Annotated in this window: 31 protein-coding genes and 1 pseudogene; 14 read left to right on the forward strand and 18 right to left on the reverse strand. The window is 48.8% G+C overall.

Annotated features, from left to right (window positions below; translation table 11 throughout):
* Positions 1 to 297 precede the first annotated feature (297 nt).
* The 3 genes and pseudogenes from F0P93_RS22800 to F0P93_RS31970 form a co-directional block, all read left to right on the forward strand.
* Positions 298 to 711 carry a PleD family two-component system response regulator gene (locus F0P93_RS22800; RefSeq protein WP_150880042.1) on the forward strand — a complete coding sequence of 138 codons (414 nt, stop codon included), beginning with the start codon at positions 298 to 300 and terminating at the stop codon, positions 709 to 711.
* 242 nt (positions 712 to 953) lie between these two features.
* Positions 954 to 2,222, forward strand: a complete 1,269-nt coding sequence (locus F0P93_RS22805; protein WP_191908891.1) for a sensor histidine kinase — start codon at positions 954 to 956, stop codon at positions 2,220 to 2,222.
* Between the two features lie 221 nt (positions 2,223 to 2,443).
* Positions 2,444 to 2,587 (forward strand): annotated as a pseudogene (locus F0P93_RS31970) (DUF6766 family protein); the annotation flags it as partial.
* A 370-nt stretch (positions 2,588 to 2,957) separates the two neighbouring features.
* Here the strand turns inward: F0P93_RS31970 and F0P93_RS22810 are convergent.
* The 4 genes from F0P93_RS22810 to F0P93_RS22825 all read right to left on the reverse strand — a co-directional run bounded on the left by F0P93_RS22810 (position 2,958) and on the right by F0P93_RS22825 (position 8,372).
* Positions 2,958 to 3,749, reverse strand: a complete 792-nt coding sequence (locus F0P93_RS22810; protein ID WP_150880044.1) for an SDR family oxidoreductase — start codon at positions 3,747 to 3,749, stop codon at positions 2,958 to 2,960.
* A 400-nt stretch (positions 3,750 to 4,149) separates the two neighbouring features.
* Positions 4,150 to 5,277: a glycoside hydrolase family 130 protein gene (locus F0P93_RS22815; RefSeq protein ID WP_150880045.1), complete on the reverse strand. Its 1,128-nt coding sequence runs from the start codon at positions 5,275 to 5,277 to the stop codon at positions 4,150 to 4,152.
* Positions 5,278 to 5,289: 12 nt separating this feature from the next.
* Positions 5,290 to 6,045 carry an SDR family oxidoreductase gene (locus F0P93_RS22820; RefSeq protein ID WP_150880046.1) on the reverse strand — a complete coding sequence of 252 codons (756 nt, stop codon included), beginning with the start codon at positions 6,043 to 6,045 and terminating at the stop codon, positions 5,290 to 5,292.
* A gap of 44 nt (positions 6,046 to 6,089) precedes the next feature.
* Positions 6,090 to 8,372, reverse strand: coding sequence for a glycoside hydrolase family protein (locus F0P93_RS22825; RefSeq protein ID WP_150880047.1), 2,283 nt, complete (start codon positions 8,370 to 8,372; stop codon positions 6,090 to 6,092).
* A 207-nt stretch (positions 8,373 to 8,579) separates the two neighbouring features.
* Here F0P93_RS22825 and F0P93_RS22830 point away from each other — a divergent pair, with 207 nt between their 5' ends.
* Both F0P93_RS22830 and F0P93_RS22835 read left to right on the forward strand, forming a co-directional pair.
* Positions 8,580 to 9,344 carry a response regulator transcription factor gene (locus F0P93_RS22830; RefSeq protein WP_191908892.1) on the forward strand — a complete coding sequence of 255 codons (765 nt, stop codon included), beginning with the start codon at positions 8,580 to 8,582 and terminating at the stop codon, positions 9,342 to 9,344.
* Between the two features lie 142 nt (positions 9,345 to 9,486).
* Positions 9,487 to 9,963 carry a response regulator gene (locus tag F0P93_RS22835; RefSeq protein WP_191908893.1) on the forward strand — a complete coding sequence of 159 codons (477 nt, stop codon included), beginning with the start codon at positions 9,487 to 9,489 and terminating at the stop codon, positions 9,961 to 9,963.
* Positions 9,964 to 9,997: 34 nt separating this feature from the next.
* Here the strand turns inward: F0P93_RS22835 and F0P93_RS22840 are convergent, their stop codons facing one another.
* The 4 genes from F0P93_RS22840 to F0P93_RS22855 form a co-directional block, all read right to left on the reverse strand.
* Entirely contained in the window at positions 9,998 to 10,759 is a 762-nt protein-coding gene (locus tag F0P93_RS22840) for an OBAP family protein (RefSeq protein ID WP_150880050.1), read from the reverse strand.
* Positions 10,752 to 11,504, reverse strand: coding sequence for a succinate dehydrogenase/fumarate reductase iron-sulfur subunit (locus tag F0P93_RS22845; RefSeq protein ID WP_150880051.1), 753 nt, complete (start codon positions 11,502 to 11,504; stop codon positions 10,752 to 10,754). Before F0P93_RS22845 ends, F0P93_RS22840 begins: the two co-directional genes overlap by 8 nt.
* Positions 11,505 to 12,019: 515 nt before the next feature.
* Positions 12,020 to 12,637, reverse strand: a complete 618-nt coding sequence (locus tag F0P93_RS22850; protein ID WP_150880052.1) for a cysteine hydrolase family protein — start codon at positions 12,635 to 12,637, stop codon at positions 12,020 to 12,022.
* A gap of 153 nt (positions 12,638 to 12,790) precedes the next feature.
* The gene (locus F0P93_RS22855; RefSeq protein WP_150880053.1) at positions 12,791 to 13,300 is read right to left on the reverse strand and encodes a YciE/YciF ferroxidase family protein; all 510 of its coding nucleotides are present in this window, start codon (positions 13,298 to 13,300) and stop codon (positions 12,791 to 12,793) included.
* A gap of 675 nt (positions 13,301 to 13,975) precedes the next feature.
* Between F0P93_RS22855 and F0P93_RS22860 the strand changes: the two genes are divergently transcribed.
* Positions 13,976 to 14,368 (forward strand): helix-turn-helix domain-containing protein, encoded by a 393-nt coding sequence (locus F0P93_RS22860; RefSeq protein ID WP_150880054.1) that lies wholly within the window; start codon positions 13,976 to 13,978, stop codon positions 14,366 to 14,368.
* A gap of 160 nt (positions 14,369 to 14,528) precedes the next feature.
* Positions 14,529 to 14,726: a hypothetical protein gene (locus tag F0P93_RS22865; protein ID WP_150880055.1), complete on the forward strand. Its 198-nt coding sequence runs from the start codon at positions 14,529 to 14,531 to the stop codon at positions 14,724 to 14,726.
* Between the two features lie 114 nt (positions 14,727 to 14,840).
* Here F0P93_RS22865 and F0P93_RS22870 read toward each other — a convergent pair whose 3' ends face one another.
* From F0P93_RS22870 to F0P93_RS22885, 4 genes are all read right to left on the reverse strand, one after another.
* Positions 14,841 to 15,653 carry a hypothetical protein gene (locus tag F0P93_RS22870; RefSeq protein ID WP_150880056.1) on the reverse strand — a complete coding sequence of 271 codons (813 nt, stop codon included), beginning with the start codon at positions 15,651 to 15,653 and terminating at the stop codon, positions 14,841 to 14,843.
* Between the two features lie 531 nt (positions 15,654 to 16,184).
* Positions 16,185 to 17,222, reverse strand: coding sequence for a ClpXP adapter SpxH family protein (locus F0P93_RS22875; protein WP_310588014.1), 1,038 nt, complete (start codon positions 17,220 to 17,222; stop codon positions 16,185 to 16,187).
* Positions 17,223 to 17,245: 23 nt separating this feature from the next.
* On the reverse strand, positions 17,246 to 17,761 hold the full coding sequence (locus F0P93_RS22880) for a DoxX family protein (RefSeq protein ID WP_150880057.1): 516 nt from the start codon (positions 17,759 to 17,761) through the stop codon (positions 17,246 to 17,248).
* Complete coding sequence (locus F0P93_RS22885) at positions 17,715 to 18,113, reverse strand: nuclear transport factor 2 family protein (RefSeq protein ID WP_150880058.1); 399 nt, start codon at positions 18,111 to 18,113, stop codon at positions 17,715 to 17,717. The genes F0P93_RS22880 and F0P93_RS22885 overlap by 47 nt, the downstream gene beginning before the upstream one ends.
* Before the next feature lie 91 nt (positions 18,114 to 18,204).
* Between F0P93_RS22885 and F0P93_RS22890 the strand changes: the two genes are divergently transcribed.
* Positions 18,205 to 18,501, forward strand: a complete 297-nt coding sequence (locus tag F0P93_RS22890; RefSeq protein ID WP_150880059.1) for a winged helix-turn-helix transcriptional regulator — start codon at positions 18,205 to 18,207, stop codon at positions 18,499 to 18,501.
* 242 nt (positions 18,502 to 18,743) lie between these two features.
* Here the strand turns inward: F0P93_RS22890 and F0P93_RS22895 are convergent, their stop codons facing one another.
* From F0P93_RS22895 to F0P93_RS22905, 3 genes are all read right to left on the reverse strand, one after another.
* Positions 18,744 to 19,130 carry a hypothetical protein gene (locus tag F0P93_RS22895; RefSeq protein WP_150880060.1) on the reverse strand — a complete coding sequence of 129 codons (387 nt, stop codon included), beginning with the start codon at positions 19,128 to 19,130 and terminating at the stop codon, positions 18,744 to 18,746.
* Between the two features lie 103 nt (positions 19,131 to 19,233).
* Positions 19,234 to 19,719, reverse strand: coding sequence for a hypothetical protein (locus F0P93_RS22900; RefSeq protein ID WP_150880061.1), 486 nt, complete (start codon positions 19,717 to 19,719; stop codon positions 19,234 to 19,236).
* Between the two features lie 757 nt (positions 19,720 to 20,476).
* Complete coding sequence (locus F0P93_RS22905) at positions 20,477 to 21,214, reverse strand: hypothetical protein (protein ID WP_150880062.1); 738 nt, start codon at positions 21,212 to 21,214, stop codon at positions 20,477 to 20,479.
* A 367-nt stretch (positions 21,215 to 21,581) separates the two neighbouring features.
* On the opposite strand from F0P93_RS22905, the gene F0P93_RS22910 reads away from it, so the two are divergent.
* On the forward strand, positions 21,582 to 21,767 hold the full coding sequence (locus F0P93_RS22910; RefSeq protein ID WP_150880063.1) for a hypothetical protein: 186 nt from the start codon (positions 21,582 to 21,584) through the stop codon (positions 21,765 to 21,767).
* A gap of 244 nt (positions 21,768 to 22,011) precedes the next feature.
* Here the strand turns inward: F0P93_RS22910 and pfkA are convergent, their stop codons facing one another.
* Both pfkA and F0P93_RS22920 read right to left on the reverse strand, forming a co-directional pair.
* A complete protein-coding gene (pfkA, locus tag F0P93_RS22915; RefSeq protein ID WP_150880303.1) occupies positions 22,012 to 23,010 on the reverse strand; it encodes a 6-phosphofructokinase in 999 nt (332 codons plus the stop codon).
* Positions 23,011 to 23,079: 69 nt separating this feature from the next.
* On the reverse strand, positions 23,080 to 24,057 hold the full coding sequence (locus F0P93_RS22920) for a hypothetical protein (RefSeq protein WP_150880064.1): 978 nt from the start codon (positions 24,055 to 24,057) through the stop codon (positions 23,080 to 23,082).
* 82 nt (positions 24,058 to 24,139) lie between these two features.
* On the opposite strand from F0P93_RS22920, the gene F0P93_RS22925 reads away from it, so the two are divergent.
* From F0P93_RS22925 to F0P93_RS22940, 4 genes are all read left to right on the forward strand, one after another.
* Positions 24,140 to 24,823 (forward strand): MCP four helix bundle domain-containing protein, encoded by a 684-nt coding sequence (locus tag F0P93_RS22925; RefSeq protein WP_150880065.1) that lies wholly within the window; start codon positions 24,140 to 24,142, stop codon positions 24,821 to 24,823.
* 56 nt (positions 24,824 to 24,879) lie between these two features.
* Positions 24,880 to 25,290, forward strand: coding sequence for a GreA/GreB family elongation factor (locus F0P93_RS22930; RefSeq protein ID WP_150880066.1), 411 nt, complete (start codon positions 24,880 to 24,882; stop codon positions 25,288 to 25,290).
* Between the two features lie 34 nt (positions 25,291 to 25,324).
* A complete protein-coding gene (locus F0P93_RS22935) occupies positions 25,325 to 25,606 on the forward strand; it encodes a helix-turn-helix domain-containing protein (protein ID WP_150880067.1) in 282 nt (93 codons plus the stop codon).
* Between the two features lie 106 nt (positions 25,607 to 25,712).
* A complete protein-coding gene (locus F0P93_RS22940; RefSeq protein WP_150880068.1) occupies positions 25,713 to 26,348 on the forward strand; it encodes an HPP family protein in 636 nt (211 codons plus the stop codon).
* Positions 26,349 to 26,373: 25 nt separating this feature from the next.
* On the opposite strand, the gene F0P93_RS31910 is transcribed toward F0P93_RS22940, so the two are convergent.
* The gene (locus F0P93_RS31910) at positions 26,374 to 26,502 is read right to left on the reverse strand and encodes a hypothetical protein (RefSeq protein WP_255472355.1); all 129 of its coding nucleotides are present in this window, start codon (positions 26,500 to 26,502) and stop codon (positions 26,374 to 26,376) included.
* A gap of 4 nt (positions 26,503 to 26,506) precedes the next feature.
* Between F0P93_RS31910 and F0P93_RS22945 the strand changes: the two genes are divergently transcribed.
* Positions 26,507 to 26,998 carry a DUF3291 domain-containing protein gene (locus F0P93_RS22945; RefSeq protein WP_150880069.1) on the forward strand — a complete coding sequence of 164 codons (492 nt, stop codon included), beginning with the start codon at positions 26,507 to 26,509 and terminating at the stop codon, positions 26,996 to 26,998.
* Positions 26,999 to 27,000: the final 2 nt, after the last annotated feature.

Below are 27,000 nucleotides of genomic sequence, written 5' to 3' on the forward strand. Positions count from 1 at the left end.
ACAATGGTTCAGAACCCGCTTTGATACCGGCCATTGTTGGATGAATAGACATAATATGCTGATTTAATGATCATTGATCGACCTCGGCGCATCCCCGGCGGATTTGGACCCGTCGGCAAGAATCCCAGTTCATTGATGTAACCCACTTTCATTTGTAGGCGCCGGTTTTGCGGCCTCACGAATGAGGAAATGGTCCTAAAGACGATTTTCGACCGGACCTTTCCCTTATTTCCAGGCAATTATCCGTAAACATCCGCAGAAGAGCTCGTTTGCTTGAGTATAACAATCACTTGACTGATGGCTCCCTTTTATTTGTTAGTCGCCGATGATCATATCGATATCGGTAAGCTCCTTCAGCTTACCGTCAGGATGGTCTACAAGGATCAGGTTCACCTAAGAATTGCGCTCACCGTTCCCGATTTGAAGGACTATCTGGTCAGTACCAAGTATAGGCCGGATGTGCTGCTGCTGGATTACCACCTGCAGCCCTTACCAGAAAAGGCTCCCAATGTCCTACGCTGGATGCAGTCCCAAGACCATCTTCAAGGGTTACCGGTTGTAGTATGGTCCTCGCTGCCCGACGGACCCGAAGCCGATCAGTGTCGACAACTGGGGGCTCAGCGATATGTAACCAAAATGGATGCGATGAGCGATATGGTTCAGTTTGTCAAAAGCTTGGTCGAAGACAGAGTTTCTAATGAGTCATTTTAGACGACATTCGTTCCGGGATGCAGAAATAGCCGTAGATAATTTGGAGATCGCACTACAACTTGTCTTTATCTTAATTATCATTAACAGTCTTTCCAAATAAAATTCTAAAACATACGCTTAGTTACCTTGTTTACCTTACAACTGCGACAGCTTGTAGTTCTCTTTCGCCTGGTCGCCCAATAGGGATGTATCACTTCCGGATCGAACCGCTCAACCGGATGTTGAACCTTTACGAAACCCGTATGGATTCCCTGTCTTTTAATCCCCTTCAATCGTTGATTGGTTTGTCCGCCTACTTAGCCACCCGCCGGGAAGTGGTTTTAAACACCTGGCGGACGGCTTGCCAAACAGATCCGGCGTTCAATACGACTGCCGACCTGAGCCGCGAGGAATTTAATAATAAAGTCCCTTTCATGATCAACGAATTTGAACGGCGGCTACAGCAACAGCCTCTGGAAGGCGATGTGGGGCTGCTGGCCGAAGAACACGGCCTACACCGCTGGCAGAAGGGCTACGCGTTGCATGAACTGCTGAGCGAGGTTCAGCACCTGAACCGGATTTTGCTGGACGAACACCGACAGTACTGGCTCTTAAATCCGGTAGCCTATCCCGAACCGATTGTCCAATCTTATGAGCATTTAGCTTGGTTTACTACTCTGTGTATGAAAGGCAGCATTGAGCAGTACACCGAATTGCAGCGTATTGCCGCCAGCAGCCGGGCGCAAACGCTGGAAAAGACCTTGGAAGAGCTCAATGAACTCATGCGCCAGCGGGGCAATCTGCTGCGTACGACTTCTCATGATCTGCGTGGTAGTTTCGGGGTGATTCAAGGTTCTGCTTCGTTTTTGGAGCTAATGGATGCCAATGAATCCGAACGAAAAGAGATGGTTACGATGCTCAATCGCAACCTGACGACCGTCCGTAATATGGTCGTTCAACTCATGGATCTTGCCAGGTTGGAGGCCGGTCAGGAGCCGGTTGTCATCAAGGCTTTCAATGCCGGTGAATTGCTACATTCGATAGTGACCTGCTATCAATCCCTGGCTCAGGAAAAGGGACTGGTGCTGAAATCAGATGGACCTACGGAGTTGATGGTTGAAAGTGACGCCATACTGATGCACCGCATCGTGCAGAATTTGGTGCTGAACGCCCTGAAGCACACCGACTCGGGCTGGGTGTCGGTTTCCTGGTCAAGTGAGGATCAATACCGCTGGATTATCAGTATCCAGGATTCGGGTCCTGGTCTACCCCGCCAACAAGCCGATACACTTGCCCAGGTGTTGTCTCCCGATTCAGAATCGACAGCGTCCACTGGCTTTGCCAATCCCCCGGCCAACGCTCGGGAAGCAACCACGGTTCTGGTCTCCAGAGCGGGTCAAGGGGAAGGAATTGGGCTCTCGATTGTCAAAAGGTTGTGTGAGTTGCTGGGAGCCAGCCTGGAGATCGAAACAAAAGCGGGCTGGGGTACATTGTTCCGGATCCGCATGCTGGTTCATAGCAATGATCGCTGAGGAACTTACAGCCTCTAAAGTTAACCTCCTACAGAAGTTCAATGTATCAGTCGAAAGTAAGACGTTTCTTAAATAAATGATAATCAAAGCGAGTTACGGCCCTGATTATTTATGCTCTATCTGAGACTAATTCCCTTCGCGGACATGAAAGAAAATTTAATACTAAGCAGATGCTGAAAGGAAAAAGCGATTGCTGACACTTTAGCAGTTTATGGAACAATTCGTTCTGGTTTCAGTCGATGCAAAACTGGCAAAGCGAATTTTTATCGGTGCTTACGATCATAGTCTCATCCATTTTTATGCGTCAGAAGGGATCTCTCAAGTCCAAACCGGTCGATGCACACGATTCTCAAACCGATGAATAGACCCATCCCTTAAGATAGAATCTTATATACTTTCCGGCTCCTAGCCCAGCTACGTATAGCAGTGAACGGTTGTTCTGGAATTAGTAAAAAATGGGCACTTTTACCCAGACGTTTTTGGCAGACTCTGGCTAATCTATCCTTAGAAAATGAACTGGCCTATAGAATAACACCAGCCCGAAGCCGACGGCCAGGCTGGTGTAAAAAGCATCGTTTACTGGTGAAAGTAAAACCCCCAACCAATTCCGAGCAGAAAGGCTCTGCTAGGCCTTCCAGCTATTTCAGGGGATGAAACTGAGCCTGGGCAGGCATGTACCTTCGGGAGACCAAAATTGAGCGCAGAAAACCGGTGTGGTTTTCCTGGCGGTCCAAATCAAACAATGGGCCGTCCGCCCGTTATACCATAAATCATGCCGGTAATGTAGCTACCTTCCTGCGAAGCCAGCAAAACGTATATAGGGGCTAGTTCGACCGGTTGAGCCGCCCGCCCAAGCAATGAATCGGACCCGAAACTTTGGGTTTTCTCCTCCGACATGGTTGAAGGGATCAGGGGTGTCCAGACCGGACCGGGAGCCACAGCATTTACCCTCACACCCCGTTCCATGGCTTCTTTAGCCAGCAATTTGGTCACGTTGGCAATGGCGGCTTTGGTGGCGGCATAGGCCAGCAAACTCGGCTCGGGCTGGTAGGCTTGGATCGAGGAGGTATTAATGATCGAAGCACCCGGTTTTAGGTGCGGCATGGCAGCCTTGCACAAATAAAATAGAGCGTAGACATTGGTCCGAAAAGTCTGATCGAATTCCTGCGTGCTAATGTCCAGAAATGAGGTATGTTCCATTTGAAAAGCCGCATTATTGACGAGAATATCCAATTGCCCAAATTCGTCAATAGCCCACTGCACCAACTGCCGACAATGAGATTCTTCCTGAATATCGCCCCGAACGGCAATGCCTTTCTGCCCGGCTTCTTCCACCAGCCGCACGGTTTGTTGAGCATCCTGATCTTCACTTAGGTAAGAAATCAGCACATCGGCTCCTTCACGGGCAAACGCCAGTGCCACGGCCCGCCCGATTCCGCTGTCTCCACCCGTGATGAGTGCTTTGCGGCCGGTGAGTTTGCCACTGCCTTGGTAAGAGGTTTCGCCGTGATCGGCTTGGGGAGCCATTTGAGCATCGGTTCACGGATGCTCCTGAGTGGTCTGTTCGTACGGTGGTTGAGCATACTGGTAACGGGGATCCTAAGTCGGTTGCATACTGAATGTGTTGCTTGATTTTAAAAAAATCAGTTAAATGTGAAGGAATCATTCCACGTTCTCAATGCATCTCTACGAACAGGCGGCATTGACTCTTCCCGGCGTTATCGACCAGCATGTCGATGTAAATTTCCTCCGTGTAATTAATAAATTGTTCGGGGCTAGACCCGAGTGTAGAGTAATCAAAACTGCTTAACCCCAGAATAGTTGATTCCCCGTTCCCAAAACAAGGCAACGGCCCAGCTTCATCACCTGAGGTATTTTAGAACCGGTATTAGCCAGAAAGTAGTAAAAGGCCTAACCCATACAATCTCTAGTCCAACGTCAGGATCGGTTTAGGAATGTGGGTAATCCGGCACGCCAGATCGCATTCTCCCGAAGCGACAATGTACAGATCACCCGCATCGATAATGCCTGTCGTAAAAACTACATCGGAAAGATAGATCTGGTCTTTTAATGGCTCGGTCAGACCCAGATTAGCTTCCAAGATGGGTGTACGGTCTTCCCAATGCAAAATGTTTCGGGGATCAGCGGCATCCAGTAATGCCCAGAAAGTGCGGTAAATTCCCACCAGTCCCCGCAGTTCAACACCGTGGTAGAGCAACAGCCAGCCTTGATCGGTCAGAATGGGCTGCGTTCCGCCCCCGATTTTCATGGTCGAAGCGGAGCCTTTCCGGGCACGAATCAAAGGATCATCCGACGGCTTCCAATGCAATCCATCGGGCGAAGACGCCAGGTTGATCGATGGGCCGGAATGATAGTCACTGTCCGGGCGGGTGGCAAAGTACAAATCGCCCAGCGGCCGGGTGAGGGCCAAAAACCGTCCATCGATCTTCCCTTCAAAAAAAACCATATCCTTGTTCTGGTGGTCGAGAATGATGCCCCGCAACCCATAAGTCAGACCATCGGTCGAGGTATACAGGGTAGTCGAATGGCGTTCCGAACTAACCGAACAGGTGGTCATGTAATACGTATCGTCAATTTTCGTAATCCGGGCATCCTCCACACCATACTCCTGGTACGACCGCTCAGGAGCAATGATTTTATCGTAATGCACCGTCACAACGCGGGTACCATCAGGAATCAGTTCAACGGGCAGCAGCCAGGACAGGGAGGTAAGCGCCATGACTTTGTACGGATGGCCCAGCACCTGAAACTTGCGTGGATCGGCGGCATCGACACTGACCAGCGGGTAACTGTCCAGCACATATCCTCTGACCGCATCCCAGCGAATTGCGTGAATCTGCGCCCCAATGATGGGCTGCTTAAGCGCTTCGGCGACCCGGATCATCATCAACAGATTGCCGTTGGGCAGGCGGGTGAGTCCGGGATTGAAAGCCCCCAGAACGTAGGTATCCGCTTGGATTGTCCGACGAAAAGGGGACTGGTTGAGATCAACATCATTGGGTGAAAAGATGAGCAGATCGGTTGAAAAAAGCATGGAATCGAAAAGTTAAATCAACTGAAGATGCGGACGAAGCTTCACCGAAACCACATCACAGCGCAGCGGTTGGGTTAGGATGTAGTGTACGCAAACCGCCACATCTTCCGCCCGTAGCATTTCGCCTTTTTCCTGTTTCTCCCGCTCTTCCTCCGCTGTGGTTGACTGCATGTCGGATCCGGTGGCTCCCGGTTCGACGAGGCTGACTTTAATCCCGTCGCCGTTGACTTCCTTGCGCAGGCTTTCGGCAAACCCCTGAATGGCCGACTTTGTTGCCACATAGACCGAACTGCCTTCTTCGCGCACATCGGCACTCATCGACCCGACCAGCACCACATGGCCCCGTTTCTGCGGTTGCATACGTCCGAGGGCTTCTTTGGTGGTGGCAAGATAACCGACCAGATTGGTTTCGATGACATACCGCCAGTCGGCATCGTCCATATCGCCGATGCCTTCTGCCCCCAAGGCCGCTGAGTTGATGAGGATATCCAAACCACCCAGTTTCGCATCGGCTTGTTGAAAAGCCCGCCGGACATCCTCGGATTTGGAACTGTCGGCCACGATACCATCGGCCTGCCCTCCGGCTTCCCGAATAGCGGCCAAGGCTTCGTCGAGTTGTTCCTGATGCCGTCCGAAGGTAAAGATTCGGGCACCATATGAACCCATTAGGATAGCAATGGCCCGGCCAATTCCGGTTGTGCCCCCCGTAATAACAATTCGTTTTCCGTCCAGCGGTTCGACGGTCGTGTGTGCATTCGTCTGCTTCATATCATTCGTTTGTAGGTATAAATCGTGAATGAATTAGGGTGAGATCAGGCCTTTTTTCCCGGGCTCCATTCCACCCGGAGCCGTTGATTTCCCTGAACCAGGTAATCAAAATACTGAGCCGTTTTTTCGACCGGCTTGAGAGCCGAACCGCCCGGGTCATCCTCATCGAAAAGCTGCACAGTTGGCAGCTTCCGGTTTTTGGGCAACAACCGAACCCGGCACTGGCAGTCGGGCGTACCCGCCAGACGAACCACGACGTAGCCTCTGTTTTTGTCCGTTAGCTGGTAATCAGCCTGGTAAATGGGATAATCCGAAAAAATCACAACGGGCACACCGGCAAATTCCTTGTAGGCGTAGGTCGTTAGAATATAGGCCATCGCCCCCCCATACACTTCCTGACCTACTTCACCGGCCTGGGTCCAGCCCGTCGAAATATCCTCCAGCGGCATGGGCAGGTCCCGCATAATCCGTCCCTCGCGGGGCTGTTCACAAACCATCTCCGCAGGCAATTCCGACGGATAATAATACCGCCCCCGGTGCAAGAGATATTTCATATATTCTGAAAACAACAGGCGGATGGAATCAGGCACATCCCGACCAACCTCCTTGAGGTAATTCAGCATGGTAGCAAAAATTTCGGCTTCTTCATAAGCTGCCAGGTAGGGCGCATCTTTCAGCGGAGCTACGCCCATGAACGTGCTACGGGTCTTCCCAAAACCAAAATTACCTTCCCAAATCCACATTCGGGCGATCACGTTGGCAATGCTGAGTCGGCTCAGATCGAAATAGAGTCGATTACCAGTAATCTTCCAGAGTTTGGCCAGCGTCAGCGAACTCATAATGGTGATGTTCGTCTGATACAACAATTCAAAGCCTTTGCCCTGCAACCGATCGGCCGAGGCTATGGCTTCATCCAGAAAACGCGGGTCTTTGGTCAGTTCGTACGCCTGAAGCATCACATGGGTATACAACCCGGCCACATCCAGTTCACCCCCTTTTCCTTCGTTCGTTTCGGCCTTCACGATTTCCAGCGTTCGAATATCATAAAACACCGGCCAGTCATACTTGAACGCATGAGCAGCTTTTATGGCAAACTCCAGCGAGCGAAACAACAGATCTTTGGCTTCGGTGTCGCCTTTTTCGGCGAGCCGCCCCAGGTTCATCAGCGTATGTAGCAGGTACCAGGAGTCGATTTTATTTGAATCCTGTTCCTCATTGCGGTTTTCGTCTTTAAAAGCTTCGCCCGGTAACCAACGCATGATGACCTCATGCTGGTCATCATAGAAAGAAGGTAAATTTTTTTGGAGCTGTCCAGCCAGAGGAATCGGTTTTCCCAACCATTCCTGGTACTCCCAAAGCGGTACCAGAATGGCCAGTTGTACCATACTTTCGGGCGGTTTTCGGGTTGCATCGACGTAGGCATTGAGGTAGTACTGCTTCTGAATCCGGCGTCCGCAGTGTGGGGATTTGGTCAGGGCCTGAATTGTTCGTTCAGCGATTTTCGGCCAATCAAAATAATCGGTTTCGGGTTTAGGCAAGTGTTTGTAAAGGCAGGCCATTGCCATCAGAAATTGGTCAGCGGCTTCAAATTCACTTTGCGGAACCGATTCGCTGCAATACATGAAAGCATCCGACAGAACAATTTCTTTCCCGGCTTCCAATGGTTTTTCGGAAGAAGGCAGCGCAAAACCAGCTTCCGGCCATTGCACTTTAACGGAGTTGGACGGTTCCGTCTGGGTGACCTGGTAGTAGTCGTTGAGTGCCGTAAAGTTCTGAAAGTATAAAAGAGACCCTCCGGCAGGCTGGGTGGTAGAAAGGTAGGTCAATCCGGAGGTCGGCCCGTGCTGCGTAACATACACCATTCCCCCGGTTGTTAAGGGGTCATAATCGGTATCCAACAGATACAAATCCCGGGGAAAAGCCTGTACTGTAAAGGGCTGTTTGGGCTTCAGAGAGGTGGTATAACGAAGCAGAGGTTCATGCGGAAGCGGTCGTTCGATCACCACCCGGAAAATGCCGATCGCGCCCTGCACCCGGTATTCGACCAGGGTGTCCGTCGCCCGAAGTTGTTTATAGCTCTGAATTCCCTGCGGATCGAAGCAGGTCCGAATCGCAAGCTTACCCGCATTTCTCCATTCCCGGATCAGCCAGAGAGAATTGGCCGTCAGGCCGATTTTTAGAGTACCCGATTCAAATGGCAAAGGAACGGCAGCCCAACGGGAAGCCTGTTTAAGTTGCTGGCCGAGTCCATTTACCCACTGTGAGGTTTCTTCGGTTTTCGTAAGAGTTTGCCAATAGGTGGGACTGTTGTAAGATTTTGTTTGCATGGTTTCTTTTAGGTTTAAACCCGCTATTTTTCATACTAACCCCTATACGTCAAACTGTCCTGCTTTTTTACCAAAAAAGTAAGGGAACGGAATCTTTCGGGTTGCGTAATGGTCATTATTCAGATCTTCATACGACCATTGTCTCACTTCGAAAAACATTATCGAACTGACCGGCTTCTACTACTAATTAACGTAGGAACTATACGTATGAGTTTTATAGATGAATTACTCGACTGCCCGACTGAAATCACTTATCTATCGGGGGCCAACAATTACACCTGGCTGAATTTTGCGAACGGAAGAAAAACATTGATCAGCAAACCACTGCGTTATTTTGAAACCCGATTAGACCATTTTATTCGAGTTCATAAAACTGCTCTGATCAATCCTCAGTTCGTTCGGGACTGGATAGCGCCTGCGCGCTTGAAAATGGCAGGAACAGTCCGCATGAATTGCGGAACGGTTTTACCGGTGGGCCGTCGCCGGTGGCGCCTGTTTATTGAGAATCTATCGGCTACTGCGGAGGAGCCGGTTGAAACAAAGCCTGGAAAAAACGACCCTTCCGTGATTATTGTCACCGATAGCCAAACCAAAGCATCTTGGGTACGAAAAGGTTTTCAAAGCAAGTTTGCTAACTGTTTGGTAAACCAGTTGAATCAGGGCGAGGTTATACCGGATTTACTATTTTCATTGCCTGATGATCAACTCCCGGCCTTGATTTTACTCGATGCGTGTTCGTCAACGACGGATCGAATGAACACCTTGCGATCATTAAAAGAAACACCCCGGCTGGCTTCTATTCCCACGCTATTGCTGGTACCCAGAAACACCCCGGAAACCGTTAATCTGGCGTATGCCGGATGGGCAAACTCAGTCGTAACGGTTATGGAAGACCAAGCTATTTTTACTCGGACGATGGCCCAGTTAGGCCATTTCTGGTTTCATCTGGTGGCCTTACCATCCCGAAATTGACCGACCTTACAGTTCATCGCGGGTCGTTTCTACCGCTATTGCCAAGATTTGTCCATTGAGTTCCGGTATAGTTACCCAGTATCAGCAGGTTGGTCGATCTAATCGCAGAAAATAAATCTTTTGAACGTAAATGTATACGTGTATGAACAGAGTACAGTCAAATCGGGATCGCAACCTTCGCAACGCCAGAATACTGGTTGTTGAAGACAATCTGGACCAAGGAATTGTTATTCGAAAGGCATTACAACAAACTTTCCCCGATGCCCAACTCGTGCAGGTCGATACGCCGGAACATGCAATATCCTATCTGGAAGAATTGAAGGATTGTGAATGGAATTTACCCAAGTTGATTATCCAGGATTTATACATGCCGCAACGGGAAGATGGATGGCAAATATTGGACGCAATCCGGCATTTCCCTATGCCGATTTGTATGATTCCAGTCATTATGCTGAGTTCTTCCGATCATCCCGACGATATTCGGGAAGCTTACGAGCGAGGAAGCTCTTGCTATGTCGTTAAACCGTTTGCCTTTGATCAATGGCTGGAACGTTTCGACGGCTTGCGACAATACTGGTGGAACACCGCTAGCCTGCCCACCGTTCGCTATTCTTTTTAAAGGCCTATCCAGGAAAATCTGGATTAAAAAAAACTTAATGCACGTGATGGAGTAGCGGTTCTTTTTCCGTACTCACTTTCAGCTGCCGGATTTCGCCCTGCTCCCAAGCGTTGGCCCCCGGCTGAACTTTGAGCATTGGAATATCCGCCCGGTTCCGGTTTTTCTCCGAGGTAGAAATCTCAAACCGTTCATCCCGCCGACAGAGCAGGCTGTCGGCCAACTGGCCTTCTTTGGTAAACCCCATCATTACCAGCGGATGGCCCAGTGGGAGCTTCAAATCCCGATCCGTATGCCAAGTGTGGAAGGTTTTTCCGTAGGTTGAAACCAGTTTTTCCATCAATTCGTGTTCAGCAACCAAGGGCAAACCGGGGGCAATCAGGGTTTCTGATTTCACCTCGTGGTGGTGGCTGTGCCAGAGTTTCTTTTCTTCGTCGGGCAGGGTTTTGAACAGACGCTCGGACACGATGTATTCGACGCCCATAATTTTGGCGTCCTTGCCGTTGCCGTCGAAAATCATACATTGAACGACGTCTTCATTTAGTTGGGTGCAGTAATGATGGGCTTCCATTTGCCCCTTTATGTTCCCGCTGTAAAAATGAAAACCATTCAGATACATGCTCATAGCCTGGAGCGGAGCCTTGTTTTGCAACAAATCCGCACCGGTTTCAAGTACTTCGGTTTTGGTGGTTTTGTCATCCCCTGGCGACTCGACATTGGACGAGGTATTTTTTCCACCACAGCCCGTCAAGAAGATGAGCAGAACCCATCCCAAGGTTGAATATCCGTGTTTATACATTGTTAGAGGTTAATTTGGCCCCCAGGTATTCCCGATTGAGTCGGGTGATGTGATCCAGTGAGATAGATGCTGGGCATTCGACCGAGCATGCTCCCGTAAACGAGCAGGCTCCGAATCCTTCTGCATCCATCTGGGCTACCATTCGCTCGGCCCGGAGATGGCGCTCGGGCTGCCCCTGGGGCAGAACCGCAAACCGGGATATCTGAGCCGCTGTGAACAGCATCGCCGACGCATTTTTACAGGCCGCAACGCAGGCCCCACAGGCAATACAGGCGGCTGCGTCCATCGACTGTTCCTGTTTCTCGCGCGCAATCAGAATTTCGTTGGCGTCGGGGGCCGCCCCGGTATTGACGGAGATATACCCACCCGCCTGAACGATCCGATCAAAAGCCGACCGATCGACCACAAGATCCTTTATAACCGGAAATGCCCGAGCCCGCCAGGGTTCCACTACAATCGTGCTGCCGTCCTCAAAACTACGCATGTGTAATAGACAAGTCGCCCCGCCGGTCTGAGGTCCGTGAGCCCGACCATTGATGAACATGGCGCACGAGCCACAAATGCCTTCCCGGCAATCGTGGTCGAACACAACCGGATCTTCGCCCCGGTGGAGCAAATCCTGGTTCAGCACGTCGAACATCTCCAGAAACGACATATCCGGGGACAGATCTGTTACCTGATACTCTACGAGTTTGCCGGGCGTTTGGCTATTTTTCTGCCGCCAGACCTTTAAGGTTACATTCATCACATACGGTTTTTCTGATCAACATTTTGTGGTAGAAACACTGAAAAGCGGGCGGGTAAACAACAAGCTATCATCAGCTTATCTGGCACCGTTTGGTGAACAATGGAGAAATAATGTCGCTTAAAAAAGTGAGGATTTGGACATGTGCTTATCAAAACATCGGTTGCCCACATGATTATCGATCACGGTTTTAAAATGGTCATCGGCGAGATTGCTCCTAAGGTTGATTAAACTCCAGTTTACCTATCCGAAAAGATCGAAACCTGTTTGACCAAAACACCCAGATGAAGTATTTCTTTCAGGTTGATTGTTTTCGGGGCACTGATCAGGACTGAAGGCAATTTGCGTGGTTGTGTCATGGCACAACCCCATAATTTAACCGGGTTTTTAGATTATCCATAACTCTTTCCGATTATGACTTAATTCACAGTCAAAAATAGTACTTGTACGCCCTTGTTCACAGCGAAACTCTATTTTTCACGTGAGTAATCTGTATCATTTAAAATCGATCCACCTTATCCGGCCGCGGACAAGACATTTCGACTTAAGGATTCCAAATCGAGCTTAGATGAATGAGTAGTATCGGCTCTCAAGACCCGTTCCATATACGTCAGGGCCATTTTGGTATGGAGCGTTGTATCTGCCGCCAAGCAATCGCCTGGAACGCTCAGGCCAAACTCCCGCATGTAGGCATCTTTGGCCGAAAAAAGGATGCAGATGTCCGCACTGATACCGGTTAAGATTAAGTGCTTGACATTCAGATATTTAAGTAGCGTATCTAGTGTGGTGGCAAAAAAAGCTGAATGCTTAGGCTTCAATACAAAATAATCATCGGAGGCCGGATACAGCAGTTCGGCCAGCGGCTGACCCCGCACGCCGTCTTTCAGACAATGCTCCACCACTTCTTTAAAATCGGATCGCCAACGGCCAAAATTGTCATTGATGTAAATAACCGGAATATTCAAATCCCTGGATCGCTGTTTCAGGGCCGCAATCTGTTTGGCCGCCTTTACAGACGGTTTTAAAAACCGCCCTCCATTCGGAAATTCCAGGTCATTGATCATGTCGATAATCAACAGCGCTATGGGGAACTGATCCGGAACATTGCCGTGTAAATCTTCACTCTTGTTCATAGTATGAATTCAAAAAAGGCTTCGGTTAGCCCGAAGGAACTGCCTCATACCCAATTCGATTGGGTACGGAATTCAACACCAAAAACCGGTCGTAAGCCGGTTTTCTATTTCAGTTTACGACCGGTTTTGGTATTGGATTTCTAAAAAAATCAATTACTCCTGCTTAGCCGATTCATTGATAGACCCTTCGGCGATTTCCGTCAAAAGCGCGTCCGTTTTCTTCTCTTCAGCCAGCGTTTGTTCCAGTAGTTCAACGGCTTTCGGATAGCCCAATACGCCAGCCAGCGTCCGCAGGGTTCCGTACGAGGCAATCTCGTAATGTTCCACTTTCTGAGCCGCTGAAATCAGGGCCACATCCCGGGTCAAGCTCCCTTCTTTCGTGTCTTCCAGCAATCCCTCAGCCTCCTCAATCAGGCCTGCCATTGCATCACACTTCTTGGCCGTGGCCTTTTCTCCCACCGCTTTAAAGACCTGTTCCAGCCGGGAGACATGATTTTCCGTTTCAGCCAGGTGCTTTTCAAAGGCGGTCTGTAACTCGTCCGAGGTAGCCGAATCCGCCATTTTGGTCAACGCGCTGGTCAAATGTTTTTCCGCCCAGTAAATGTCTTTCAACTCGTCGACAAATAATTCTTTCAATTCACTTTCACCTTTTGAAGCTGCCATTTTGAAAAGTTGTTTTAATAAAACGTGTCAAAATCGTCGATCGCAAAAAATGTATCCGTGCTGGCGATTTAGCCTCTGAACCTCAAAAGGTCAGTATTGTTTCTAAAATTTAGGATCGTTTCCCCAAAAAAACCGGCCCAATCCAGACAAAAATTCCGCTACCTTTTTCTCTGTGTGGATTATCATACCCAACACAAGGAGTGAATTAACTGTGTAGAGAACTTGCTGCTGTAAGCTGAATTGATTTTTGTGAACTCGTATTTCGTCGCACCCGAACCCGATCCAGAAATGAAATGGTTGCGGCTTCATCGCCCAGGTGCTGATTAACCTACACTATTAGCATCACATCTGTTTATTAGATCAACTTTCAGCCGTTAATACTGTAGCCATTTGCTCCAGAATCGGTAATGTAGCAAACACCAATTTGGATTTAATGACTCTTATACTTAGGAATTATTTCCTAATTTGGAGTAGAGATTATTAATCAGGTTTTGTTAGTTTTTCATGTGCGCGGGCCAACTTTGCAGGATGCTTCACTAGGCTCATTTTTAAGCCAAGCCTACCCTGTTTCTGGCTATGACTAGCCTACACTGAGTCGACTGGTTGCTCACTGACTTTGCGGACCGCTCTGAGCGCTACTTCCGCTTCCATACCTGGCGGGGGGCCAAACGGGTCATGCCACGTTTTCAGCCCCAGGCCAATGAAATCCTGGCCGATCCCGCTCAGCAGTTGTTCTTTCTGTTGGTTTGTCTGAAGAATAATCCTCTTCAACAATTTCAAGCCGCCCTCTTCGATCTTTTTCAAGGTTCGGTCTCCACCATGATCCGTCGCCTGTTGGCCTTGCTCAACCAAACTCTGAAAGTGCTGGGGCTGGCCCCTTGTCAGGACACCGACTCGTTGCTCACGCAGTTGGACCGGCTTAAACCTTGTGACCTGAATCTGGATGCCACCGAGCGTCAGGGGCACCGCTTGGGAGATCCATCAGCTGTGGAGTATTCAGGTAAGTCTGTGGGCACACCAGTAAAAATCAAGTCTTGTGTGACGACAGGGCTTATGTGCTTTTTTTGAGTTGGACCTATGCGGATAAAGTGCATGATAAGGCGCTGGCCGATGCGGAAGCGTTGGACTTGCCCGTCGGCGTGTTGTTGCATCAGGACAGGGGTTATCAAGGCTATGTCCCCCGGGGGGGCTCGTCAGCCAACCGACCAAGAAGCCGCGCAAGGCCGGGTTGAGCAGGCTGCAAAAGTTGGTCAACCAATCCACTTCGACCCGACGGGTGGTGGTCGAGCACGCCATTTGGGGCATCAAGCGGTTGCATTGTCTGGGCTATCTTTTGCGGTTACAAGGTGGAGCGATTCGCGATGCATTGATGCTGGTCGGCCCAGGACTACACAACCTGCGGGTGAACAGTCCGCTTCGGCACTAGGGTGCTCACGCGCTCATGTGGGCGATATAATAGCGAATCGCAAGCAATAACCTCTAGTGTACTAACTAATTTACTGCCTGTTACTATACAATCGAACGATTTATCAAAGGATCACTAGCTCGCGTAGGAATCAATGACACTTTCTAATGCCTCTTCTTGCCAGTACTCCTGTTTGAGAAAAGGGCGAATACCGATGGCTTTTTCGAGTTCCTCACGCATAATCACTTCCACATAGGTATCATTGCCCACTGTGGTGATGATCGAGTCATGGATGGTGAAAATAGGCAGATCGGGCCGTTCCTGGGCAATACGACGGGCGATGCGATTGAGGAAGATTTCAGATTCGATATTCTGGAGCAACAACGCCAGCGTTCGGTGCTGATGCGACTTGATGAGTTCAAAAAGCCGCATCACGTTCGGAAACAAGCCCCGAAAGATTTCCTTTCGTTTTTGCATCACGCGGCTGGTGGTCTCATTCTCTGAAAAGAAAACGGTATTTACCGTTTTCTTCATCAGCTCCCGGGTTAGCTTTGTTTTGCCCGTCGCCTTGACGGCTTCCTGAAGCAAATACTCGTAGAAGGTGCCCTGTTTTACCTTCTCGATCAACAGTTTCCAATCATTATCCTCCTTGCGGCCATTAACTGGCCTAACCCCCTCGTGACCAGACTCGTACATAGAAGAAAAAGAGCTATTCTCGTACATAGGGAGAGAGCCCCCTGTGGCTGTGGTGTCAGCTGTGAGGGTGGTGATTGATTCTCTTGGAGCTCGCCAAAGGCTGTCCAGCTCAGCTATGAAGTCCAGATCGTACGGGGTTAGGCCTTCGGTGTTCAATATTTTGCGTCCAGCCTGTGGCTGGACGATGGCAGGACGTAAAGAAGCCGGATTTGCTGCCAGTAAACGCTGAATGTCCTGGCTTAACGGCTCCACTAATGACTAACACTACGGTCGCGTTGACGAACGGCGCATTGCCAGCGAAGTGAAGTACTAAAGGTTACTGATAAAAGAGGATACCCGGCCAAAGTGGCGGGGTATCCTAGTATTCAATCTCCCCTATCCAGTTGAAACGAGTCAATTAATCCTGCGGGGCCGCCCGTGCGGTCAAACAACTTCCGTTTTCCGTACTTTGAATGATTGACCGAGTTAATATTTACTACTAAGATACAGGAAGTTAGTTAAGGGCCCCTTTTTAATCCCACGTTTTCTTGACGACAAAACTGTCTCACAAAATGAGGATTTCATGAGACAAGGGGTCGTTTTTTTGAGATGGGTGTAGAGTTCAGTAATACCGACTGTGCACTGGGAATTATTAGCAAATGGACAAAGCCCCCAATAGGATCGTTAAGTCCCTGAAGTGGCAGAAAAAACGGTTTTGTGTTACCTTTAAGGTAGCGCTTTGTAACGCCACAAAAAACCCGGCCAGTGGCAATACCAACCGGGGTTTCGTTCGGCATTAGCTTACTACCGACGGGTCCATAATACACCATTCTTAGTCGTGATCTTACCGAGCTTACCCGCATCCACCAGCTTTTGCAGATACGTGTCACTGTCCTGTCGGCGAATACCGGACAGCTCCGAAAACTCACGGGATGTCAGCGTCGGGTAGCTTGCAAAAAGACTTTCCCAGTCCTGGTGAATTGGGGCTTTGGTTGCCGTAGGCAGTTGTTTATGCAAGGTGGCTTCATAAGCTGCATATGGTTTCGACCCATACACCTTTTCCTGATTTCCCTGACCATCGACAAAAAACATCGTGGGAAATCCGCGTACGCCCAACTGCTGACCTAAAGCCAAATCCTCCTCAAAAAGTGTTTTAGCCTTCCCCTGATAATCGGTTTTAAACCGATCAAGGTCCAAGCCTGCTTTTTGGGCAGCCGTTACCAGATTTTCCCATTTGGCAATGTTTTTCTTATGCAGAAAAACCATCTCGCGCACTTCCCGCAGAAAGTCGATGGCCTTATGCTGATCCTGTAGCTGAGCGGCTTTAAAGGCAATCGAGGGAGGGTAGGACGATGCCAGGGGGTCTTCCAGCCAAACGTCCCCATCAATGGGCATGTCATAATGCCGACTGACTTCATCCCAGTGATGGGCCACATCGGAGGGCTTGCTGATACCGCCACTGTTATAACTCCAGTCAGGCAGTAGTCCTCCCATCCGGTATTCGACCTCAATGCTACTGCCGTACTCAAGCTTTAGCTTACGTAGCTGAGGTTCGATGCCCCAGCATGACGAACAAATGGGGTCAGTATAGTAAATAATGTTGATTGGCTTTTTAAAGGCTGAAGCAGCCTGCGCGGGTGATGTAGCCGTCGAGTCTGGCATTTCACACAGCCCCGTTTCTATATCACACAAAAGTGGATTTTGAGTCTTGTTTTCCATTTTTTTGTTGGTTACTTGGTTCGACTGATCGGCTTGCGCATGGCATCCAGTGGTCAACAAGCTAATCAGGCATAACGACAACAGATGCACAATAACAAAGCGTGCCCGAATAAAAATGTCCATCCGTCTAGAAAAGTAGGTTCGTTTTAAACAGCTACGGCTTTTTTAGTTTCCAAATTGCGGTCATTGATTTTATTTGGGGATAGCCAGGAATCCACCGAATAGCGCCCGCTACCCATCACAAACAGCACGACGTAAACCAGCAGAAAATGCAGTGACATTTCCTGTATCCGGAACTGATCACGAAGGTGGATATGAAAGCCGGCTACTGCCATCACAACCATCAGTGGAATGACCGTAATCCGGGTTCCCAATCCTATAATCACAAACAGCGAGCAGAAGAACTCGGCAAAGACGTTCACAAACAAGGACATCCCGGCGCTCAAAAACAGAACCGGCGGAAATTCAATGGGTTCATCGCCAACCAACAGAGCCAGTCGAGGTGTGCCATGAGTCAACATCAGCAGACCAATGCCAACCCGTAGAAGAGCAGCCCCAGATCGGTCATTTTCGTAGCCTGATTTACGTGCAATAGTTTCATCGTTTTCCGAGTAGTTATTTGGTGAACAATTTCTCCGCGTGCGCCGTATTGGCAAACTCATCCATACGAGTAATTAACCCATCTTCAACCTGATAGACCTGAACCCACTTCTGGGATAAAATTTCGCCGTTTGCTTTGATCTTTTGCTGTTCACTGCCCAAGACGACGACCGTATTCCCATCGGCGATAAATTGATCAACCTGAAAATCCTGGATGTCTACTGTCTCAAAAATGGTTTGAATAAACTTTGCTACGCCTGCTTTGCCGACGAATTCTCCAGCATATGGAATTTCATGAGTCCCATGATAGGTCCATGTGGACGTGTCGGCTACTGTTTGTGTTATACCGTCTATATCGCCTTTTGCAAATGCGCCAAACATCGTTTGCACCACTGTCATTGCTTGATTTCTCATTTTTGCTTTTGTTAAATGTGTAACTTGGATGCAAAGTTCGGCTAGGCAAAAGGAAGAGTCAATTAGTCAAAAAAACCTGACTATAAGAAAAATGCAAAAGCTTGAAAATAGTTGTCCGGCCGAAGAGCTGCTAAAGCTGCTTTCGGGGAAATTGAAACCCCAAATTTTTCAATTAGCCCTGAATGGTCCTTTGCGGTTTAATACATTGCTACGTGAGATTGCAGGGGCCAACAAACAATCTCTTGCTGTAGCTCTGAAAGAATTGGTAGACGAAGGCTATTTGGAAAAAGAAGTGATCAGGCAGAAGCCTCTACATATTGAATATATGCTCTCCGAACGAGGGAAAGCCTTGATTCCCGTCTTTCAACAGTTAGAAAAATTGCAGTAGCGGGTTTAGCAGAACTAAACGTCGATCAATGTGATAAATTAGTTTACCGTCTCTACGGTCTTTTAAAACGCCCATTTAATGAGACACAAGATAGGCGTTCATTTCTACCGTCAATTTGAGCCAAATATAGTCTTAAATTGCCATCTCAAAAATCAGTGTCTCATTTCTAACATTTCGCCTGAGTTTTTGATACAAAAATCAAGTAAATAAACCTTCCGTTTCAAAACCACTCGTATTAGGGACTAAAAACAACCACAATAACAAGACATTTGAGCATGGCCTTGCTTAAGTTTGTGGATTTTAGATTGAGTACCAGCAGAGTATGTCAATGTAAGTATGCCATCTTTTGAGGAATACACACCAGACACCTCAGCAGGAACTGATTCATATGCAACCCCACTGAAGGAATAATAGCTTCCATTCACCTTAAAAGTGCCATTTTGGGCCTGCGTGACCATCGGAAATAAAAGATAGGCACAACACATGCCACTTAATCGATAGCCTTCCTGATAGGGCGCAAGCTCAACGCAACCTTCCGACCAGGCTTCCGATGGAAGAATCTCGGTACGGGAGTGACAACTGGATAAGGTAAGCAATCCCAGCCACCAAAAGGTTAGCCTTTTTTTCATGGGAATAATGACGAAATGCCAATAAAAGACCCCATTTCGACAGAACTGGTTGGATTGAAATTGTAAAAAGATCGAAATTAAGATTCAAGTAAATCAAACCTCCCTAAACTGTGCCCATATACTTACGAGGTGCATTCATCGACGCAAGAGCGGCTGCGTTGTTTGCGTCACGGCGTGCCTTGACGAGTTCAGAATCTCTCATTGCCTGCATAAATTCACTGCAGGTAGTTGGCGTAACAACACCTTCAAACTGAAGTTTATAAGGAATATCGATTCTATCAAGGTCGCGCCCGCCTTTGATCGCGACACCCGCGCGTTCGCGTAAAATGATGGATGGTTCACCGTTCGATTCATCGAACAAAAACTCACAAAATCTCCCGTGTTTGTACCACAGGCCCGATTGAAGAGATTCTGTTTCATCCTGCGGGTCGTACGGGCGGTGAACATACATTGCATGGGCCAAGTCTCTTGTTGCATCCGTATGATGCTGCTCATCCTTTGCGTGGAGTTTTAGTTGAAGTTGCCCCCCTAAGGAATCATTGTTATCCTCAACAAAATCTAAGTTGTAGTTCGTCAGTAGTAAACTCATATAGAAGCCGTAATAAGGAAACTGTTTGAAATCTAGCTAAATCTCCGCTGAGGAGTGATTTTTGCCTGCCAAACCTACGTTTTTTATACTACTATGAAAGTACGAATAATTTTCAGATGGTATGACTTCTGGGTCGGTTTCTTCTGGGATCGACACAAGCGAATGCTCTGCATTTTCCCGGTTCCTATGCTTGGAATCCGGCTGGCCTTTGATCGTACTGAGGACCGTATGAATATGGTTGAGCCAAAGGAGTCTGACATATTCCGGGATTTCGTGCAACGTTACCGGCAAATAAAACCTCCCATTCACAAATCACACGTTTTATGTACCCTTTTATTTATTTTATATTCGTTGCCTCAGGATAAAATACGCAGTTATAAGGATGGATGGAATAGTGCTACCAATCAGTATTACCCTGTGCCAGATTGCTAATCCCCATGAATAGTAAAATACAAATCGATGCCAATTACTTAAAAGATTATGGTTGTAGTCATCATTTGATGTCATATCAGACAATGCTCCCAAGGCAGCAAGTAGTAACCAAAACATTAAGCAGCTTAGTAAAATTTTTAAATATAACTTCCACCCATTCTTCATGATTTCAAGATAACATAAAAGTCCTAATGATTTCGATTGATTTATTAAATCTCCGATTCACAAACCATCAATTATCTAAATAAAAAGCCCGGCAGTTCTACCACCGGGAATTAAGTATCTTCAAGTTCGAGGAAATAATGCCCCGAAACCGCCAAAAAACCTATTGACAACTGATCTTATAGTCCACAAAACTGTAAGATGTGCTTCCCGCAATTTTCTGGCCTGTACCCGAATAGGTATCCCCCACTGCAACGACTCGCTTTATCTGGCTGCTTTCATCGAATGTATAACGGTATGAAACCACATTATAGGGGTTTGATTCTGTTTGCCCCGTGAATGTCCAATAGGTAATTATTTGAGTGGGGAGGTTTTTACTCTGCCTGGGTTCAAAGTTTCTAATCTGGGGGAGGTTTGGTTTAGAAAGATCGTATTCAAAAAGGGTCACTTGTCGCCTATTCAGTTGAGGGACGATGCGGATGTGTTTGACGATGTTCCCGTTTTCAATCGTATATTCGTCGGTCCCATCAGTAAATGCCTCCTTTCCAGTAGAATAGACATAGGTATTTTTTACGATAAACCCATCGGAATCATATTCGGCATTTCTAGGAGGGTATATATTTCCAAATTGATCTGGTGTGTAAACGGTTTTTTCTTCCAGAGTACCCGTATAACTGAAATACCGGATGACTTGGTTAGGCTGGTATTCGTAACGATCCGTTTTACCATCGTTTGGACTAAATGGAACCGGCAAGGTGGTAATCTGACTAAGGCGACCTTCTGAGTCGTAGCTAAATTCTTCGTGCCTAAAAAGTCCAAACTCAACCTGTTTTCCATCGATTTCAAGGGCTACCTTTGGATCCTTTGGAGTTATGCTAGGACTATAATAAAGTGCATCCATAATTCTACAGCTTTGGGAGGTCGCTGGGGCCAAGTGATCCTGCACCGAACAAGAACTGAACAGAAATAATAATATTCCAGGAATGACGAAGCGGGTAAATGGCAATTTCATATGGAATAAATTTTAGTGAATAAATGGCTACTAATATAATGAGATATAGACACCAATTTATGATCAAAAGTTGGAAGCTACATTTAATATGAATAAAAATTTACTTAAGCATAATCTACTAAGCCCGATTTGTACCAAAACGTGTCTAAATAACCTCCGTTTTCTAGATTAGTAACTACCTCACTTTTTACGTCCTTTCCTGCCCCTTCCCATCCGTGGAACTTCGGCTTTCAATTCAACCAAACCCAAGTTTTCAATGGACCTCAATTCAACCGCCAAGGCCACGGCCGAAGAAGCCGCCCACCAGATCAACCAGTTGATGGGGGACGAAAGCTACTCGATCGAAGAGAAAATCGCCATTCGACGGGAGCTGGACACCCTGATCCGCAAGCAGATCGACGACAACATCCTCAAACTGCAAACCCTGCGTTCGTCGATCTGATGAAGTCCGCTTTTTCGCTCCGCAAAACGGCCACCGCTCCGGTTCAGACATCGGAGCCGGTGGCCACTCCGGATTTTCGGACGGTAATTAGCAGAGTTTCCGGTGCTGAGGTCCTCCCGGATTTCAAAAAAGTAAAGGAGTGTATAAAACGCGGCTATTGCAGTCAAAAAAAACCAGTTTCACAATCCGACTCAGAAAAGTCCAGAGGGTTGGTTTCCCTGCCAATACTTGATGCGAAGCGTGTTCAGCCACGACTGTCAGCGAATGCCGATCCATTCAGGATCGTAACCAGCCGCAACAACTCCTCACTGATGGGTTTGGAACGCGAAACGGTCTCCTGCAAACCACTGTAAACCAACTCATTATTTACCAAGCCCACCATCACCTTCTGTTTACCCTTCAGCAAGCCTTCCACGGCGCCCAGCCCCAACCGGCTCGCCAGAATCCGATCACAGGCACTCGGGACCCCTCCACGCTGGATGTGTCCCAGCGTCGTTACCCGCAAATCCAATTCAGTACCAGACTGTTTCTTGATTTGTTCAGCAACCACCGTTGCCGTCCCTCTTCCCTCCCCTTCGGCCAGCACCAGGATGGCAGACGACTGGGAGCCATTCCGGTCCTGCCGGAGTCTTTCAATGAGCTCCGCAGCCGATACTCCGGTTTCCGGCAGCAGCACCCGCTCGGCGCCCCCTGCAATACCCGACTGAATGGCAATGTAGCCCGAATCGCGGCCCATCACTTCAATCAGAAAGATGCGCTCGTGCGAATCTGCGGTGTCACGAATTTTGTCGATAGCTTCCACGGCGGTGTTCACGGCGGTATCATACCCAATGGTGTAATCCGTGCCAAACAGGTCATTATCGATGGTTCCGGGCACGCCAATGACCGGAAACGAAAACTCGTCGACGAATTGCAAAGCCCCTTTAAAGGTGCCGTTTCCACCAATAACGATTAGCCCGTCAACCGCCCGATTCGTGAGGTAATCGTATGCTTTTTGCCGGCCTTCGACCGTCCTGAATTCAGGACTGCGGGCCGATTTGAGGATGGTTCCACCGCGTTGAATAATGTTGCTGACGGTCGATGAAGTCAGCTGAATACCATCCCCAAGAATCAATCCGCTGTAGCCCCGGCGGATGCCAATCACTTCAATGCCATGGTAGGCCGCTCCCCGGACCACCGCCCGGATACAGGCATTCATCCCGGGCGCATCTCCGCCGGATGTCAAAACTGCCACACGTTTCATCATAACTCGTACTTTAAATGAATCTTGCCGGGATAACTCCCGAATACATTTCCTTGATTTTCAACCCATTCAGGCGTATGCCCGGGTGGCCAGGTGATGAAACACCCGTTCGTCCAGCCGGTAGCGGTCGTTGAGGGTCAGGCTACTGCGGCTGGTGAACAAGGCATAATTGACCGCGTTGTATAACAACCACAGGGAGGGACCCGTATGGAGCAGTTGTTCTTCCGTCCGCAGGCGCTCGTAAGCTTGTTTGGCCAGTTGGACCGGAATGGGTAACTCCCGTACGATTTCGTTGGGGCGGCCCGGTATTTCCGTTTGCTGTAACTGCGAATAGACGGTGGTGGTCAGCGTCAACTCCGGTTTGAGGTGATCGACCAGCAGGTTATGCAAGTGTTGCCGAAAGACCTCGATGGTTAGCTGGCTGTGGTGAATTTTACGGATGGCCGGGCCGGGCCGGTCGGATCGGTTTTCGGTCGGGCGGTTTTTGGACGAACGCCCCTTCGCACTTTCTCCCGACCACTGCCCCAGCCAGGTCTGGTAGCTCGACACCTGATCGAAGTGATCGGCCCAGCCCAACAAACCGTTCTGACACAGCTTCCGGAACATGCTGCTGCGCAGGGCCACCATGGGATCCAGCAAGGCCATCAATGACTGCCCCTGAATACTGAAAGGCGTTTTCCCGTTGTAACTGTTGGTTAAGATCAGGCAGCGTTGCAGTGGTTCCCCTCCCAGCATAAACACCTCCGGCAACACAATATTGATATTGAACTCCCCGGTTGGCGTATACTTGATCAGGAGCGTATACTGCGGAATAAGTGCATCGACCACGTCCCGAATAACCGCATTGGGAATAATAGAATAATCGGCACTTTGAATGCCAAATATGGTATTCCGTCCCCCTTTAACCTGCCCAACGATCAATTGCTGCCGATCGGTCGCCACAATGTCGTAGTCCGGCAATAGGTCGGTCAGCCAGACGGGCTGCACCGGATAACAGATGTCGTCCCAGGAATTGGTCAATTGGGGCTGCGCGCTGATATAAGTCATTTTATTTGTTTTCTATTTTTACAGTTGTAAATTTACAGTTGTAAAAATTAAGAAGCAACTTTTTAAAAGAAAGGGCGTACGTATGAACGGATCACGGATCACTCAGCAAAAAATAAAAGCAACGCTGCTGCTTTTACCCGTTATGGTGGTGGTTATACTCACGTCGCTGAGTATGCGCAGTACGATGCAGGAGGTGGACCAGGCGCTTGGCTCAGTGTATGCCGACCGCCTGGAACCAGCCGTAGACATGGTGTATCTAAGTGAAAAATTTCACGCCCGGCGGCATTTGCTGGAAACCGTGCTGATTTCACAACACACAGGCTCTGCCAGGATTACCCAGGCAAAGCTAAAACAGTACGATACCGGGATTCAGCAACTCATCGACCAATTTGAGAAAACGAGTCTGGTTGCTGACGAGAAAACGAGTTTGCTGGCGATCAAAACGGTCCTGTCCGACTACAGACGACTGGAGCAGACCATTTTGCGCCAGTGGGCTTCCGGCCAAAGCGAAGCGGCCCGTGACGCCTTCAACGGGACCGGGGCGGTTCTCTTTCAGCAAGGTGTGACCCATCTGCATGATCTGGCCCGCATTCAGTCGGTCGTTGGGCAGGAGTTTATGAAGAAATCCCATACCGAAGCCCTCCACTTTTATGCCAATTCCACCCTACAGGTCGCAGTGGCGATCATTATGGGGCTGTTAATTCTCAGCACCATTTACAATGTAAACCTCCGGGATCGTGATCCGAAATCCTGGCACCTCAATTAACAGACAGGTGCCGGGCCGGATGAAACGATCCGTTAACTATTAAAACCGGTAGAGTCATGACGAATTTAATTATAAACAAGCTGGATTATCAACGACTGATCGATCGGGTGGTGCAAGCCAAATCCGATCCAACAGCCTCTTTTAAACACATCAGGACCTTGCTGATGGGCGTCAGCCAGGCAACGCTGCTGGAGCCCTCCGACATTCCGGCGGATGTGGTGACCATGAATTCCCTGGTAAAAATCAGGTATCTCGACAACCAGAATACGCTGAACATACGGCTGGTGTATCCCGAACAGGCGAATATTTCCCAGCGCCAGATTTCGATATTTGCCCCGTTGGCTACCGCTTTGCTGGGCTGTAAAAAAGGCGATTTAATCAGCTTTGCAACCCCGGCCCGAACGGTAAAAATCCAGATCGACGCCATTTTGTATCAACCCGAAGCCGCCGGTGATTTATCGCTTTAATGTCCCTGGCGTAGGAACAATCAACTCCTGAAACGTGCATCCGAATCCACCTAAGAAAAGAAGTGCCCTGGTTCATTCCACTTCCATCCTGGTAAAAGCAACCGATCAGGAACCCTCCTTACAACAAGTTGGGAACCTGATTCGGGATGCCCGCTTAAAAGCCGATCTCACCCAGGGCGATCTGGCGATGAAATTGGGCGTGTCGATCTCTACTGTCAATAAGTATGAAAAAAAGGGACAACAGGTAACCATCGGAACCCTGTTGAAGATCGCCAGGGTGCTGGAAATCGATCTGATGGTCGGGTTTCTAACCTAATTTAAAGTATCACCAGACTTGCACGATGTCAGGTCTGGTGACGATATTTGTATCCTGATTTTTTAGGCCCTGCTTTCTGGGAAGCCTCGTACGTACTCTTCCATTTGTGAAAAAAAGAATTAAGCGTCGCTATCGCATTGCCCGTTACGTCATCTACCGTCAAACGATTCTGGCACCCGTCGATCATTTCTGGACTTTTCTGGGTGCTTTTACCGCCATCGCATCCCTGGGTTTGATTCAGCAATCCCGCTTTACACCGCAGGACGATGTTTTTCTTATTGGTTCTTTCGGAGCTTCGTGCGTCTTAATTTTCGGAACAACCCATAGCCCCCTGGCGCAACCCCGCAACCTGGTCGGAGGACACTTGCTGGCCTCCCTGATTGGCGTTGCCATCCAGAAGCTGGTTCCCGACCAGATTTGGCTGGCATCCGCTCTGGCCGTTTCTCTATCCATTGTGGGTATGCAGATCACCAAAACCATGCACCCGCCGGCCGGAGCCACGGCACTGATCGCCAACATTGGTTCAGAAAAAATCAAAAGTTTAGGATTTGGATATACCTTGGCCCCCGTCATGACCGGCGTTCTCATCTTACTAACAATTGCCCTGATTGTCAACAATATACCAAAAGGCCGATCCTATCCGGTGGCCCCACTGCCCTGGCAAAAGGCAGCCAGAAAGCTCAGGAGGAACCCGCCCCAGCGACTTCATTCGGACAAGGTGGATGCGCTGGACGTACCCTAAAACGGGCAGTATGTCAAGGCGGGTGTCAGCTGGAATCGTTGGAAATCGTCAGTTTAGCCTGTAATAAAGCGATTTCAGACCGGTCTTTCATCAGTTCAGCGAGCCAGGCTTCACACCAGAATGCGGAATGATCTACTTTTAATGCAACAACCATTCATATGCCTGCTTATCAACTCGCCCAGGTCAACGTAGCCCGTTTGCTGGCCTCCCTTGACAGTGAACAATTAACCGGTTTTGTGGCCAATCTGGACCCCATCAACGCCCTGGCCGAGCAAAGCCCCGGTTTTGTCTGGCGGCTCAAAACGGAAGAGGGAGATGCCACCACCATTCAGGCGTTCGACGATTCAATGATCATTGTCAATCTGTCGGTCTGGGAAACGGTTGATGCGCTCAAAAATTTTACGTACGATTCGGCCCATGTGACCATCATGAAACGGCGTCGGGAATGGTTTTCCCGGTTTCAAACGTCGTATCTGGTTTTATGGTGGATTGAAAAGGGGCACATCCCGACCCCACAGGAAGCGCGCCAGCGGCTTGAAATGCTGGATGAACACGGCCCTACCGCCCTGGCCTTCACATTCCGGGCGCTATTCGATAGCCCTGAAACGCATCAGCCTGAACAAAAAAGCCTATTTCATCAATCAGAATAACC

The sequence above is a fragment of the Larkinella humicola genome (assembly GCF_008727875.1).
GTDB lineage: Bacteria > Bacteroidota > Bacteroidia > Cytophagales > Spirosomataceae > Larkinella > Larkinella humicola.

Excerpts from the sequence above, each read along its gene's own strand:
- F0P93_RS22800 (WP_150880042.1), top strand. The coding sequence starts at position 298 with ATGGCTCCCTTTTATTTGTTAGTCGCCGATGATCATATCGATATCGGT.
- F0P93_RS22805 (WP_191908891.1), top strand. The coding sequence starts at position 954 with ATGGATTCCCTGTCTTTTAATCCCCTTCAATCGTTGATTGGTTTGTCC.
- F0P93_RS22810 (WP_150880044.1), bottom strand. The coding sequence starts at position 3,749 with ATGGCTCCCCAAGCCGATCACGGCGAAACCTCTTACCAAGGCAGTGGC.
- F0P93_RS22815 (WP_150880045.1), bottom strand. The coding sequence starts at position 5,277 with ATGCTTTTTTCAACCGATCTGCTCATCTTTTCACCCAATGATGTTGAT.
- F0P93_RS22820 (WP_150880046.1), bottom strand. The coding sequence starts at position 6,045 with ATGAAGCAGACGAATGCACACACGACCGTCGAACCGCTGGACGGAAAA.
- F0P93_RS22825 (WP_150880047.1), bottom strand. The coding sequence starts at position 8,372 with ATGCAAACAAAATCTTACAACAGTCCCACCTATTGGCAAACTCTTACG.
- F0P93_RS22830 (WP_191908892.1), top strand. The coding sequence starts at position 8,580 with ATGAGTTTTATAGATGAATTACTCGACTGCCCGACTGAAATCACTTAT.
- F0P93_RS22835 (WP_191908893.1), top strand. The coding sequence starts at position 9,487 with ATGAACAGAGTACAGTCAAATCGGGATCGCAACCTTCGCAACGCCAGA.
- F0P93_RS22840 (WP_150880050.1), bottom strand. The coding sequence starts at position 10,759 with ATGTATAAACACGGATATTCAACCTTGGGATGGGTTCTGCTCATCTTC.
- F0P93_RS22845 (WP_150880051.1), bottom strand. The coding sequence starts at position 11,504 with ATGAATGTAACCTTAAAGGTCTGGCGGCAGAAAAATAGCCAAACGCCC.
- F0P93_RS22850 (WP_150880052.1), bottom strand. The coding sequence starts at position 12,637 with ATGAACAAGAGTGAAGATTTACACGGCAATGTTCCGGATCAGTTCCCC.
- F0P93_RS22855 (WP_150880053.1), bottom strand. The coding sequence starts at position 13,300 with ATGGCAGCTTCAAAAGGTGAAAGTGAATTGAAAGAATTATTTGTCGAC.
- F0P93_RS22860 (WP_150880054.1), top strand. The coding sequence starts at position 13,976 with ATGCCACGTTTTCAGCCCCAGGCCAATGAAATCCTGGCCGATCCCGCT.
- F0P93_RS22875 (WP_310588014.1), bottom strand. The coding sequence starts at position 17,222 with ATGGACATTTTTATTCGGGCACGCTTTGTTATTGTGCATCTGTTGTCG.
- F0P93_RS22880 (WP_150880057.1), bottom strand. The coding sequence starts at position 17,761 with ATGAGTTTGCCAATACGGCGCACGCGGAGAAATTGTTCACCAAATAAC.
- F0P93_RS22885 (WP_150880058.1), bottom strand. The coding sequence starts at position 18,113 with ATGAGAAATCAAGCAATGACAGTGGTGCAAACGATGTTTGGCGCATTT.
- F0P93_RS22890 (WP_150880059.1), top strand. The coding sequence starts at position 18,205 with ATGCAAAAGCTTGAAAATAGTTGTCCGGCCGAAGAGCTGCTAAAGCTG.
- F0P93_RS22895 (WP_150880060.1), bottom strand. The coding sequence starts at position 19,130 with ATGAAAAAAAGGCTAACCTTTTGGTGGCTGGGATTGCTTACCTTATCC.
- F0P93_RS22900 (WP_150880061.1), bottom strand. The coding sequence starts at position 19,719 with ATGAGTTTACTACTGACGAACTACAACTTAGATTTTGTTGAGGATAAC.
- F0P93_RS22905 (WP_150880062.1), bottom strand. The coding sequence starts at position 21,214 with ATGGATGCACTTTATTATAGTCCTAGCATAACTCCAAAGGATCCAAAG.
- F0P93_RS22910 (WP_150880063.1), top strand. The coding sequence starts at position 21,582 with ATGGACCTCAATTCAACCGCCAAGGCCACGGCCGAAGAAGCCGCCCAC.
- pfkA (WP_150880303.1), bottom strand. The coding sequence starts at position 23,010 with ATGAAACGTGTGGCAGTTTTGACATCCGGCGGAGATGCGCCCGGGATG.
- F0P93_RS22920 (WP_150880064.1), bottom strand. The coding sequence starts at position 24,057 with ATGACTTATATCAGCGCGCAGCCCCAATTGACCAATTCCTGGGACGAC.
- F0P93_RS22925 (WP_150880065.1), top strand. The coding sequence starts at position 24,140 with ATGAACGGATCACGGATCACTCAGCAAAAAATAAAAGCAACGCTGCTG.
- F0P93_RS22930 (WP_150880066.1), top strand. The coding sequence starts at position 24,880 with ATGACGAATTTAATTATAAACAAGCTGGATTATCAACGACTGATCGAT.
- F0P93_RS31910 (WP_255472355.1), bottom strand. The coding sequence starts at position 26,502 with ATGGTTGTTGCATTAAAAGTAGATCATTCCGCATTCTGGTGTGAAGCC.
- F0P93_RS22945 (WP_150880069.1), top strand. The coding sequence starts at position 26,507 with ATGCCTGCTTATCAACTCGCCCAGGTCAACGTAGCCCGTTTGCTGGCC.